The sequence below is a fragment of the Rhizobium sp. AAP43 genome (assembly GCF_001296045.1).
Taxonomy (GTDB): domain Bacteria; phylum Pseudomonadota; class Alphaproteobacteria; order Rhizobiales; family Rhizobiaceae; genus Allorhizobium.
Genome location: NZ_LJHS01000035.1, coordinates 1 through 12,053, shown reverse-complemented (window position 1 = coordinate 12,053; position 12,053 = coordinate 1). Strand labels below are relative to the sequence as shown.

15 protein-coding genes are annotated in these 12,053 nt (G+C 59.5%); 7 read left to right on the top strand and 8 right to left on the bottom strand.

What is annotated here, in order from left to right:
- Positions 1-57: 57 nt before the first annotated feature.
- From IP76_RS23650 to IP76_RS17090, 4 genes are all read right to left on the bottom strand, one after another.
- Positions 58-588 (bottom strand): metalloregulator ArsR/SmtB family transcription factor, encoded by a 531-nt coding sequence (locus IP76_RS23650; protein ID WP_082352591.1) that lies wholly within the window; start codon positions 586-588, stop codon positions 58-60.
- A 132-nt stretch (positions 589-720) separates the two neighbouring features.
- Entirely contained in the window at positions 721-1,200 is a 480-nt protein-coding gene (locus IP76_RS17100; protein ID WP_054159449.1) for a DUF2269 domain-containing protein, read from the bottom strand.
- 1 nt (position 1,201) lies between these two features.
- Entirely contained in the window at positions 1,202-2,500 is a 1,299-nt protein-coding gene (locus IP76_RS17095) for an SDR family oxidoreductase (RefSeq protein ID WP_054159448.1), read from the bottom strand.
- Positions 2,501-2,531: 31 nt separating this feature from the next.
- The gene (locus IP76_RS17090) at positions 2,532-3,377 is read right to left on the bottom strand and encodes an aldo/keto reductase (RefSeq protein WP_054159447.1); all 846 of its coding nucleotides are present in this window, start codon (positions 3,375-3,377) and stop codon (positions 2,532-2,534) included.
- Positions 3,378-3,544: 167 nt separating this feature from the next.
- Between IP76_RS17090 and IP76_RS17085 the strand changes: the two genes are divergently transcribed.
- From IP76_RS17085 to IP76_RS17065, 5 genes are all read left to right on the top strand, one after another.
- Positions 3,545-4,138 (top strand): LysE family translocator, encoded by a 594-nt coding sequence (locus IP76_RS17085; protein WP_054159446.1) that lies wholly within the window; start codon positions 3,545-3,547, stop codon positions 4,136-4,138.
- A gap of 9 nt (positions 4,139-4,147) precedes the next feature.
- Positions 4,148-4,786, top strand: coding sequence for a nitrile hydratase subunit alpha (gene nthA, locus IP76_RS17080; protein WP_054159445.1), 639 nt, complete (start codon positions 4,148-4,150; stop codon positions 4,784-4,786).
- Entirely contained in the window at positions 4,786-5,445 is a 660-nt protein-coding gene (nthB, locus tag IP76_RS17075; protein WP_054159444.1) for a nitrile hydratase subunit beta, read from the top strand. The genes nthA and nthB overlap by 1 nt, the downstream gene beginning before the upstream one ends.
- Positions 5,432-5,806 (top strand): nitrile hydratase accessory protein, encoded by a 375-nt coding sequence (locus IP76_RS17070; protein ID WP_054159443.1) that lies wholly within the window; start codon positions 5,432-5,434, stop codon positions 5,804-5,806. Before nthB ends, IP76_RS17070 begins: the two co-directional genes overlap by 14 nt.
- A 72-nt stretch (positions 5,807-5,878) precedes the next feature.
- On the top strand, positions 5,879-7,009 hold the full coding sequence (locus IP76_RS17065; protein WP_054159442.1) for an ATP-dependent RecD-like DNA helicase: 1,131 nt from the start codon (positions 5,879-5,881) through the stop codon (positions 7,007-7,009).
- A 21-nt stretch (positions 7,010-7,030) separates the two neighbouring features.
- Here IP76_RS17065 and IP76_RS17060 read toward each other — a convergent pair whose 3' ends face one another.
- From IP76_RS17060 to IP76_RS17050, 3 genes are all read right to left on the bottom strand, one after another.
- Entirely contained in the window at positions 7,031-7,546 is a 516-nt protein-coding gene (locus tag IP76_RS17060; RefSeq protein WP_054159441.1) for a DUF4405 domain-containing protein, read from the bottom strand.
- Positions 7,547-7,718: 172 nt separating this feature from the next.
- The gene (locus IP76_RS17055; protein ID WP_054159440.1) at positions 7,719-8,399 is read right to left on the bottom strand and encodes a MerR family transcriptional regulator; all 681 of its coding nucleotides are present in this window, start codon (positions 8,397-8,399) and stop codon (positions 7,719-7,721) included.
- Positions 8,400-8,567: 168 nt separating this feature from the next.
- Positions 8,568-9,557: a hypothetical protein gene (locus tag IP76_RS17050; RefSeq protein ID WP_054159439.1), complete on the bottom strand. Its 990-nt coding sequence runs from the start codon at positions 9,555-9,557 to the stop codon at positions 8,568-8,570.
- A 251-nt stretch (positions 9,558-9,808) separates the two neighbouring features.
- Between IP76_RS17050 and IP76_RS17045 the strand changes: the two genes are divergently transcribed.
- A complete protein-coding gene (locus IP76_RS17045; protein ID WP_054159543.1) occupies positions 9,809-10,561 on the top strand; it encodes a pyridoxine 5'-phosphate synthase in 753 nt (250 codons plus the stop codon).
- Between the two features lie 8 nt (positions 10,562-10,569).
- Here the strand turns inward: IP76_RS17045 and IP76_RS17040 are convergent, their stop codons facing one another.
- The gene (locus IP76_RS17040; RefSeq protein ID WP_054159438.1) at positions 10,570-11,283 is read right to left on the bottom strand and encodes an aspartate/glutamate racemase family protein; all 714 of its coding nucleotides are present in this window, start codon (positions 11,281-11,283) and stop codon (positions 10,570-10,572) included.
- Between the two features lie 164 nt (positions 11,284-11,447).
- Between IP76_RS17040 and IP76_RS17035 the strand changes: the two genes are divergently transcribed.
- Complete coding sequence (locus IP76_RS17035) at positions 11,448-11,912, top strand: Lrp/AsnC family transcriptional regulator (protein ID WP_054159542.1); 465 nt, start codon at positions 11,448-11,450, stop codon at positions 11,910-11,912.
- The last annotated feature ends 141 nt before the right edge of the window (positions 11,913-12,053 follow it).

The window sequence follows — 12,053 nt, the reverse complement described above, 5'->3', positions numbered from 1 at the left end:
GGTTATTGCCGAAACGTGAACGGGCGATCCTGCGGGGTCGCCCTTTCGCTTTGGTTTTCAAGCCTCCATGCCGAGGAGGTCGAGCAATCCCATCTGTTGCGGTGGCGAAGGCGGCGCGACGTCCGCTTTTGTGGCCTTCTCTTTGGCGCGTTTCGCTGGCTGTCCTGCGCTCTCTGATTGCTCCTGCTTTTTGCTGGACTTGTCTGGTCGAGGGCGCTTGGCTGATCCGATGACAGGGGCTGCGGCTACGACGTCGTCTTCTCCGACGGCGTCTGCGGCATCCGCTGGCTCAAGCGTCGACAGCATGGCTTCGAGCGCGTGGCGCAGAGACTGCGGCTTCAGGCGGTAGTGAATAAACTGGCCCTTTTTCCGGCCTTCGATGAGCTCGGCATTTTCCAGAATCGAGAGATGCTGCGAGATTGATGGCTTGGCCATGTCGAAGCGCGCGGCAATTTCACCTGCGGTCAGCGATGATTGCGCGAGATGTGCGAGCATCATCCGGCGCGGATCGGATGCCAGTGCGTGAAACACGCGTGATGTCGATTTGTCCAAGATCGGGTGGATGCCACCCTTGTTGCGCTTTGCCATGTAGCCCCCTGCATGAAATCGCGAATCCATCCGGCCCCTATTCCGGATTTCGTTAAACTCCTAATTTTCTCAGCGACTGAGGTAAAGGGCCTGTCATCCAGAGGCTGCGGGCTGTTTGCTGTTTTCTGTACCTTAGAGGCCGATTGCGATGTTCGGCTTGGTCAGCATCAGCCAAAGGATGGCCATGACAGAGAGGAAGGCCGGGAAACCACAGGCGAACCAGATCCGGAAAAGCCTCACATAGCGCGCCGGGAGCGCTGTGCCGGAAGCCGCAGCTTGACGGGCGAGATCGCGCAGCTGGATCTGGATCCAGACGACCGGCAGCCAAAAGAGGCCGACGACGACATAAAGGATGAGCGATAGGAAGACCCAGCCCGAGGTGAGGTCCCAGCCGATTTCTTGGGCGAGCCATGCCCCGGTGATCGGCTGCAGGATCGCCGCGGTCGCCGTGAATACCGTATCGGCAATCACCACGGTGCCGGCGACATGGGCGATATGGGATGGGTTTCCCGTGCGATGGGCCATCAGCATGAAGAAGGCGATGCCAGCGCCGGTGCCGAGAAGCACGGTTGCGCCGATGACGTGGACGAAGCGGAGGATTTCTTCGAGCATGTCAGCGCTCTTCCAGGACAGCGAGTGTTGCCATGGCCAGCAGGATGGAGGGGAATACTTTGACGAGAGGGCCGAGCGGATCGAGCCAGAGCGCAGGTTCGATGAGTGTGCCCCCGAGGAGGTACGACAGCGAGACGAGGATCATGCCTTGCAGAGCGCGCTTTGCCCAGGGGTGGACGAGGATGGCAAGACCGAGCGCGATGTCGAGGAGCGAGGTCAGGATGGTGACGGCAAGAGCGGGTGTCTGCGGCAGGTTGGAGCCGAAGCGGAGCGATGTCTGAACGGGATCGAAAAGAGGCACCACGCCGGAGGTGATCCAGAAGAGGGAAAGCGTCAGGATCATGAGCGGCTTCAGAAGATAGAGCCTGGCAAACCAGAGGTCCTGAACGGCTGCCGGCTCTGACGAGAGCCTGACGATCGGGTCCGGTGCCCAGCGTGTCGGCACATCCGGTGCCGGTGCCACGCCAATGCCGCTGATACGGGTCGCGGTGCTGCGCAGCGGAGAGCGCCAGCCGAGACGTCCGGCCATGTCCGCGAGCCACGACAGCGGGCGCGTCAGGCGTGTTGGTATGTTGACAACCGGTGCCTCGGGCAGCCCTAGCCAGCCACGGTAGAAGCGCGCCATCTCCTTGAGCGTTCGTGTTGGCTGCCCGGCCACCACAAGATCCGAGCCATCATCCAGTCGCCCCTCCACGGCATCGACGACGGCCTTGGCGACGTCGGTAACGTGGACGGCGTTCAGGCTGGTTTCCCCGTCGACCAAGGGCAGGATGCCGGGACAGGAGGCTATGGCACGCAGGAGCGCTGTACCGCCATAGGCATTGCGGCCAACTACTACCGTCGGGCGCAGGATGACATGCGGCAGGCCGGACGCTTTCAGCGCGCGGTCGGCTTCCAGCTTGGTTTCCATGAAGCGCGTGCCCGCGGGGGCAAGATTTGCAGGTGCCGATATCTGGACGATCAGCGGCTTTATCGGCAGCGTATTTGCGGCAGCCTGAAGGGCCAGCATGGCCTCTGTCTGTACGGCTTTGAGATCATCGCGCAATCCGTCCTGCAGGGCGCCGGCGCAATTGATCACCGCAGTCACACTCTTGAGCAGCGGAAGCCAGCTGGCGGCGTCACGCAGAGATTTGAGGTCGCGAGCTTGCCAATCCGCCCTGGGGAAGGCTGCCTGCGGGAAACGCGCCTTGACCTGGCGGATATCGCGGCCAAGGCCGATGGTCTGGTGTCCAGCCGCCTGAAGGGACAGCACAACTTCCTGGCCGATAAAGCCGGTCGCGCCGAGAACGAGGATTGTCATTGCGGGGAATTCCAGTCTTGCGCGTGTCGGATCAAAGCATCGCCAACGGCTGTTTGGCTTGAGGCGGTGGGAATGCCAGGTCGAGCCTTTCCCAGTCTTCGTCGGATATGTCCAGATCGACAGCCTCGCGATTTTCCTGCAGGCGTTGCAGGTTGGAAGTCTTCGGAATGGGCATGACGCCATCGCGTTCCAGCAGGAAAGCAAGCGCCACCTGGGCAGGTGTGGCCTGATAGGCCTTGGCGATATGGATGAGTTCGGGGTGATCGAGGATCCGGCCCTGCTCGATTGGCGAATAGGCCATGACGGGCATATCCCGCTGCTGGCACCAGGGAAGAAGATCAAATTCCACGCCCCGGCGAGAGAGGTTGTACAGGACCTGGTTTGTAGCGCAGTGCGATCCGCCCGGCACCGAGACCAGTTCCTCCATGTCTTCGACATCAAAATTCGAAACACCCCAGGCGCGGATGTGTCCGTCTACCTTCAACACTTCCAGGGCCGCAACCGTGTCTGCGAGCGGATGTTCGCCCCGCCAGTGCAGGAGGTAGAGGTCGAGATAGTCTGTCTTCAACCTATCCAAGCTGTTGTGGCAGGCCTTGATCGTTCCGTCGAAGCTCGCATTCCAGGGTAGGACTTTGGACACAAGGAAGGCGTCTTGACGTCGATCCCTGAGGGCCTCGCCGACGATCCGCTCGGCGCCGCCGTCCCCATACATTTCGGCCGTGTCGATGACACCAATGCCGAGATCGAGCGCACGGCGCACGGCCGCGACCTCGGCCTTGGCGTCAACCTGCTGCTCTCCCATCATCCATGTGCCGCAGCCAAGTGCCGGAACTGTCTTGCCGTCCGGAAACGTAACGGTCGGGATCGCATCATGCATGGCAAGCTCCTCGGCGTGGTTGCGGTTCGAGGATAACGACCACTGATGTCGAGGCAAGCCAAAGCTTCGCGTCCCATGCGGTGCAATCTGTCACGAAGACAACAATGCCACTGGCGCCCGGCGACAGGTCAGCTACGGTACCGGAAAATCTGTGGGAGACTGCATCCATGTCGGCGGATACCATGCTGGCCCTCGTTCTTTTCGCCTTCACCACCTCGATTACGCCGGGACCGAACAACATGATGCTGTTCGCCTCCAGCGTGAATTTCGGTTTCCGTCGGACCATTCCCCACATGGTCGGGATCGGCGCAGGCTTTCTGTCGCTGCTGCTCGGTGTCGGCCTCGGGCTGGGCGCGGTGCTTGCTGCCTATCCGCCAGCTTTTATCGGCCTCAAGATTGCCGGCGGTGCCTATCTTCTCTGGATTGCCTGGAAGATCGGTTCGTCGCGCCAGATGAGCGACGGTGAGGCAAAGGCCGAACCGATGTCCTTCTTCGGTGCTGCAGCCTTCCAATGGGTCAACCCCAAAGCCTGGGTGATGGCGGTGACCGCCATGGCCGTCTATCCGAATCCGGAGCAATATGCTTTGACAGTGGCTATCGTCGCCCTAGTCTTTGCCGCTGTTAATCTTCCGAGCGTGTCGACCTGGGCGGGCTTCGGCTCGGTTCTGAGAGACTGGCTGTCCGTGCCAGTGCGGTTGAAATGGTTCAACATCACCATGGCGATTTTGCTGGTCCTCAGCCTCTGGCCCATGCTGAAATAGGAGCTTCTCATGTCAGGCCATCATCATGACCATGATCACGATCACGATCATCACCATGACAACCACTATTCCGATATGCAGGCCCGGGTGAGGGCGCTTGAAACCCTGCTGACGGAAAAGGGGCTGATCGATCCGGCGGCCATTGACGCGATCGTGGACACCTATGAGACCAAGGTAGGGCCGCGCAATGGCGCACGAGTTGTGGCCAAGGCGTGGAGCGACCCCAATTTTGCCGACTGGTTGAAGCGTGATGCGACCGCCGCAATTGCAAGTCTGGGTTATACGGGTCGGCAGGGCGAGCATATGCGTGCCGTATTCAATACGCCGGAGACTCATAATCTCGTCGTCTGCACGCTCTGCTCCTGTTACCCGTGGTCGGTGCTTGGCCTGCCGCCGGTCTGGTACAAGGCGCCTGCCTATCGGTCTCGCGCCGTCATCGATCCGCGCGGCGTGCTGGCCGAGTTCGGTACGCATCTGCCGGATAACATGGGGGTGCGCGTCTGGGATTCGACGGCGGAGCTGCGCTATCTCGTCATCCCCATGCGACCCGATGGCACCGAGGACCTTGATGAGGACCAACTTGCTGCACTCGTGACGCGCGACGCCATGATTGGGACCGGGCTTGCACTGTCGCCGGAGGTGAGGTGATGAACGGCCCCCATGATCTTGGCGGTCAGATGGGCTTTGGTCCGGTCGCCCCCGAGGTGGACGAGCCCTGGTTTCATGCCGAGTGGGAAAAGCGGGCACTCGGGATTACGTTGTCGTGTGGCGCTTTCGGCGCCTGGACGATCGACGAAAGCCGGCATGCGCGCGAGAGCATTCCGCCCGCTGCCTATCTGTCTGCAAGTTATTACGAAGTGTGGATACGCGGTGTCGAAATGCTGCTTGAGCGGCACGGTTTCGTCTCGGCGGAGGAGCTGGCCACAGGCCAGAGCCGTATGGATGGGCGCGAACCGAAGCGTGTCCTGAAGGCCGACATGGTGGCTGGCGTGCTGGCACGTGGTGGACCGTGCGATCGTGTTGTGGAGACCGCGCCTCGGTTTGCCGTTGGAGATCACGTGCGGACGAAGAATTTCCATCCGACCGGTCACACGCGACTGCCGCGTTACGCGCGGGCGAAGTTGGGAATCGTTGAGGCCGTGCAGGGCGGTTTTGTCTTTCCGGATGACAATGCCCATGCGCGGGGTGAAAACCCGGAATGGGTTTACACCGTAGTCTTCACAGCGCCTGAAATCTGGGGCGAGGGGGCGGATCCGAGGCTGACCGTCTCGATCGATGCCTGGGAGAGCTATCTTGAACGCGTGTGACACGATATCGGATCTTGTCCTGTTGCCGGGATTGCCGCAGTCGCCGGAGGGCATCCCCACCTTTGCCGAGCCGTGGCAGGCGCAAGCCTTTGCGATGACAGTTCATCTCCACGAGAGGGGCGTGTTCACCTGGGCTGAATGGGCACAAGCGCTTTCGGTTGAGGTCCATAAACCCGCGCGGGCCGCGGATGGCTCCGATTATTTCGAAGCGTGGGTCGCGGCTCTGGCAGGTCTTCTGGAGCAGAAGGGCATGGCGGAGCGGGACACTGTCGAGGCTTTGGCCGAAAGCTGGAAGAGGGCGGCGGAAGCGACGCCGCATGGGCAGCCGATCGAACTCGGCAACGATCCGCTGCGGGCCTGATGTCCTTGATTTGTTCTTGTTTGGGCGGCTTTTGCCTTGCAAGTCGCCCACGAATCCGCGCATGACCTATGCATGCAATTTGCCCCGCAACAAGATGAGGCTCTCAAGGCCGTTTCCAAGTGGTTGAAAGACGGAAAGACTCCGGTCTTCCGCCTGTTCGGCTATGCGGGCACCGGCAAGACGACGCTTGCCAAGCATTTCGCCGAACATGTCGACGGCGAGGTGCTGTTTGCAGCCTTTACCGGCAAAGCCGCGCAGGTGCTTCGGTCACGCGGTGCCTCCAATGCCAAGACCATTCATTCGCTGATCTATCGTCCGCGCGGAGAAGAGGCCGTCGAGGACGAAGATACTGGCAAGACATCGATTGCGCCGATGTTCTCGATCAACCGCCAGAGCCCGGTTGCCAAGGCGGCGCTGATCGTGATTGACGAATGCTCGATGGTCGACGAGCAACTGGGACGGGATTTGATGAGTTTCGGGACGCCGATCCTGGTGCTCGGCGATCCGGGGCAGCTTCCGCCGGTCTCCGGTGGCGGTTTCTTCACCGATCAGGAGCCGGACTATCTGCTGACCGACATCCACCGTCAGGCACGAGACAATCCGATCATCCAACTCGCGATGCATATCCGCGAGGGCAAGGAGATCATGCATGGCGACTATGGAACGACAGCGCGGGTGATCTCGAAAAACGAGGTGACGCAAGAGCTGGTGTTAAACGCTGATCAGGTTCTGGTTGGAACCAATAAGACACGGCGGCGCTACAATATGCGCCTGCGCGAGTTGAAGGGGTTCACGGCCGAATACCCCCAAGCCGGCGATAAGCTGGTCTGCCTGCGCAACGATCAGGTGAAGGGGCTTTTGAACGGCTCCCTCTGGCAGGTTATGACGTCGTCGCGCGAGACTGTAAAGCCGGGCATCAATCTTCTGATCAAGCCGGAAGACGACGATATGGATCGGGGTGCGGCGAAGATCAAACTTCTCAAAGCTGCCTTCGAGGAAATCGACACGGAGATCCCGTGGTCGACGCGCAAACGTTACGATGAGTTCGACTATGGGTATGCCCTGACCGTCCACAAGGCACAGGGCTCGCAGTGGAACGACGTCGTGCTTTTTGATGAGAGCTGGGCTTTTCGCGACACCCGCGAGCGCTGGCTTTATACCGCTGTAACGCGCGCGGCGGAGACGCTCACCATCGTCCGGTGAGCGCCAAGTTTTCTGAATGATTTAGGGCTTGTTGCCCATGGCGCTCAGGGTTGCCATCAGGGCCATGGTATCCTTGCCGGAGGCTGAGGCGATTTCCGAGAGAGGTTTGGTCGCCTCGGCGGCGGTGAAGCCGCCGTCCTTCAGTGCTGTGACGACCTCGGCTTCGGATGTGCCGAGCAGAGGTGCGACCTGACCAGGCGTGCCTGCGGCGACGACGTTGATCATGGCAAAGGCGGGATTTCCGCCGGCACCGCTGGCCGAGCCCGTGATCGCCGGCCAAGCGAAAACCAGACCGGCGACGAGACAGAGAGCCAGTGAAAGGGACATCGGCAAGCGCTTGAAATAGCTGAGGAACGGGCGCCAGTTCTTCCAGATGTGCAGCAGGAAGGGCAGGATCAGCACCATGCTCAGCCATTCGTGCATCTCCCGGAAGGCTGTGGTCCCGACGTGAAAGAACAGCGCAATGCCTGAGATCAGGGAAACAAGAAAGAGGCCCGTCGTGAGCGGGGTCGCGTAGCGAGAGAGAAGTGAGGACATGATTAGCACCTGAAATATTACAACACGTGCCTTCTAGTCGCAGCAACGCGCCACGTCCCGTTACATTTCCTCCATTTTTGACAGGTGGCAAAAGCAGTCGCGCAGCGCTGGTTGCCACGTCTTTCTGCAACCTGCCGGGCCGCTGCCGGCCGGTTGTTGGAGGCATTCGCTTTCAGTTTGCCACAAGCCCGAGCAGGACAGCCTTGGCGACGGCCTGAAAGCGATTTTGTGCCCCGATCTTTGAGATCACATGGCGCTCAATTTCTTCGGTTTCGTCGAACTTCAAGTCGAGTTTCCGAGCGATGCGTGTTGTGGTGAAGCCTTCCGCCATCAGGTGCAGGCAGGTCAGTTCCGCATCGCTGAGGTTGGATGTAGCACGGATGGCTGCCGGTTGATTGTCGTCCTCCCCTTGGACCAGAAGCGAGCTGATCTGTTGAAGTTGCCGGTGGACGGTCGACAGATGGGCGGTCAATTCCCTTCGCCGAGCGGACAGAGCCTCTTCAAACATCTCATTGGCTTGGGTGACGGAATTTGCAGTTGCCAACGACTCAAACAGATCCTGGATGACGGAAATCGGCATTCCGATTTCACGGCAGGCATTTATCAGCGCCATTCTCAGCACATCACGGCGGCGGTATATCCGCATCAAGCCAATCCGTGATGCCTCTATCAGGCCCTTCTCTTCGTAAAAATGCAGCGTGCGATGTGTGACACCGAAATATTCGGCCATGTCTGCGATGGCCACCGGTTCGGCCGGGGCATCTAGAGGCAGTGTAATTTCCGGCAGGAAAATATCGTCAGTCGACTGATCAGCCTGCTTTCCGACCTTTTTCAGTGGTTTTGCCCCGTTCATCTTGCCCCTCCCCAATAGGCCCTATTCGTCATCTTCCTCTTCGTCGTCGTATAATCTGACATGATGCTCCTCCGATCCGCCGTTCAGGGATTCGCTTCATGGTTAAGGGTACACATATATAAGAGATCGGTAAAATAAATTCGTGAATGCGGGGTGTTGAGGTCGGATTCAGTTTGCCAGGCAGGACAGTGTAATCAGGCGGGGTATTTCGGTAATCAGCTCCTTGCTTGCGCGCATGCCGGACCAGCGCTGCTGATGGCGTCGCGCCTGCTGGAAAGCGTCATCTGTCTGTTCGAGCTTATAGCGGTAGGTCGCTTCTAGGCAGAGCATCAGTCCGCTTGAGAGGCCCCGTTTGTTGCAGAACCGGTACACATGGCCGGGGATGGTCAGGTTCGTGCTTGCAAACTGATTTGCGGCCATGGCCAGCACCAGATTGTCCTCCGTTATGTCAATCGACATGCGAGAGCTTGGAACCTCTATGTTGCTCGCCGTGTGGCGCAGCCAGACACTGAGGCGGTCTGATGCATCATCGGTCACTTCGATATGCAGTTCGAACTGCAATGCGGCTGACCCAGTCTGATCTCGGCCTTGCCGCTCTGCCTGGCGACCATTCAACGCAACGGCCCAGTGACTCTCGGTGCCCAAAGCCTGCAGGAAGATGCCGGCCCGACGGTCAGAGCGCTGAGCATTGACGACCGTGATGTTGGGAAGGTCGGCAATGGTTGTGCTGTGTGAGGTGAAAGCCGGCATGCCTGACGACATCGGGATGGCGACGGCTGACAGGGGCTGTGCCTCTCTGTCCCAGTTCGTATCGAGTGTATCCTCGTAGACTGGAACATAACCACCAAGCGGTATGCGGATGCGCAAGGTCTCGTTGCGTCCTTCATCGGCGTAGAACTGGTTCAGCAGTTTGCGCAATTTGCCTGCGTGGACGCGCACAAGCGGGTCAGTGCCTGGATCGAAGCCCTCGTCACGGCTGAAGACGTCGATCCCGATCGTGTAGCCTTTGAGCTGATGCGCGAGGCCCAATTGTTCCATTTCGACGACGAACTTCAGGAAGGAGCGTAAGCGTTCGGAGCGTGCAAATGTCCGGCTGGCCAACACGTGGCGCAAGGCTTCCGCAACCCTGGTCTGTTCGATCCTGGCTGTGTTGGTCATTCCTGTCCCGTTCGTTTCGGTTCATTCCGAGCGTCGCGCATGCGCGATTGTGCGATTTGTCACAATTGTTAACTGAGTAGCGGATGGGCAGGGCTCGTCAATACCCTAAAGTCTAGGAGGTTGGTCTTCCTCGCCACCCATCAAAGTCTTCAATCGTATGATTTGCGATTCTCGTTGGTCTTCGTCGGTCCGATGTCCTACAGATGCTGCGTGTAACGCTTCATTCTTTCATGCAGGACAGTCAGTCGATCATGCCGACCCAGCTCTCCGTCAATCTCAATGCCATCGCCATGCTCCGCAACCGGCGTGACCTTCCCTGGCCCAACGTGGCCGATCTCGGCCGCGTGGCGCTGGAGGCCGGCGCCAGTGGTCTGACCGTGCATCCACGGCCCGACCAGAGGCATATTCGATTCAGCGATCTGCCGGTGCTGCGTGCGCTGATCGACGACCTTTTTCCGCAGGCCGAATTCAACATCGAGGGCTATCCGAGTGAGGATTTTCTCAGTCTCTGCGAAGAGATCGAGCCGGAACAGGTAACTCTCGTACCCGATGATCCGTCCCAGGCGACGTCCGATCACGGTTGGGATCTATCGCTCCATCAGACCGAACTTGCACGTGTCGTGGCGCGACTGCGGGCAAAAGGTATGCGGGTTTCGCTGTTCGTCGATGGGGATGGCCGGCCTGAGGCCATGGCGCTCGCTAAGGCCACCGGTGCTGAGCGTGTCGAGCTCTATACGGGGCCTTACGGCGGTTGCTTCGATGATCCTCAGGCAGCGTCTCGCGAGGTGGAGCGTCTCGGTCTGACTGCTGATGCTGCGCTTGCGCTTGGGCTTGGCGTCAATGCGGGGCATGATCTGACGGTTGCCAACCTGCCGGCACTGGTCAAGAGAATTCCGGAGCTGGCGGAGGTCTCTATCGGCCATGGTCTGACGGCCGATGCGCTGCAATACGGCATGGCCGAAACCGTCAGACGGTTCCGGCGTGCCTGTGGCCAGGTTGTGTGAGGCAGGGCTCAGGCCGCGCGTATGGCGGCTTTGCCGGCCAGCGAAAAGGTTACCGCCGCCGCGGCGTGGATGGCGGTGGAATCGAATCCCGGTAACGGCAGTTGCTCTGGATTGAGGATGAGGCAGATTTCTGTGCAGCCGAGGATCACGCTATCTGCGCCTTTGGCTTTCGCGCTTGCGACGATCTCCAGGAGCGCTTCGCGTGAGGCCGGACGGATCTCTCCGGCGCAGAGCTCATTGAAGATGATGTCGTGTGTGGTTGTGCGACCATTGGTATCCGGTACCATGATTTCGATGCCGTGACGGCGCATGCGCTCGGCGTAAAAGCCGTGCTCCATCGTGTAGCGGGTGGCAAGAAGGAGAGGTCGGTTTGCGCCGTGCGCTCTCAGGGATGCCGCTGTTTCGTCGATGATGTTGATCAGGGGTACGGAAAGTCGGCCCTCCACCGCATCTGCGACCAGATGCATCGTGTTGGTGCAGATGAGAACGCAGGAGGCGCCGGCCCGTTCTAGCCCCGCGGCGGCTGCTGCAAGGCGATTTGCGGCATCGGCCCAGCGTCCGGCCTTCTGCAGACCAACAATCTCTTCGAAATTCACGGAATGCATGATGACCTCGGCAGAAGAGAGTCCGCCGAGCTGCGCGCGGACGGCCTCGTTGATGAGGCGGTAGTAGACCGCTGAACTCTCGAAACTCATCCCACCGATCAGGCCAATCATCCGCATCTTTGTCTCCCATATCTTGAATGTCCTGATGATGCCCGAGGCTCCGCGCGATCAGGATGCATTGTGAAGTCAGATTTCGATCCTTGTCGCGTCGTTACAGCGACGATATCAGTGTTTGGCGCTGAATTTTTGCGCGCTTGCTGTGACTCGCGGGAGTGATGAGCGTGATTGATGAAAGAGACAGGAAGATTCTGGATATGCTGCAAAGGGATGCAGGTGTCGGCGTCGCGGACATTGCCGATAGGGTCTCACTTTCGGTCTCCGCCTGTTCTCGGCGAATTCAGAAGCTTGAGGAGCAGGGCTATATCACCCGGCGCATCGTTGTCCTGGACCGAGAGAAGACGGGTGTTCCAACCACCGTCTATGCCCTGATAAAGACGGCGCATCATGCGGATGAATGGATCGAGGAATTCCGGCGTGCAGTCAGTGACATATCGGAGATCGTTGAGGCGCACCGTTTGACGGGGCATTACGATTATATTCTGAAGATCGTCCTGCCGCGGGTGGAGCACTATGATGTCGTTTACCGGCGCCTTGTAAAGCGCGTCGAGCTCTTTGATGTCTCTGCGTCCATCTCGATGGAGACGCTGAAGAATGGCCTGACCATTCCAGTCGACTATGCAATCTAGGTCATTGCTTGCATAAAAAATTGGCCCCGGGGCCGAAGCCCCGGAGCCTCACGTCGCCCGAGGAGGTCAGGAGGCGTTGGAGATCGTGCGGTTGACGAGGGTCACCGACTTGTCGGCGTTGACCTTGTAGACTTCGCGAAC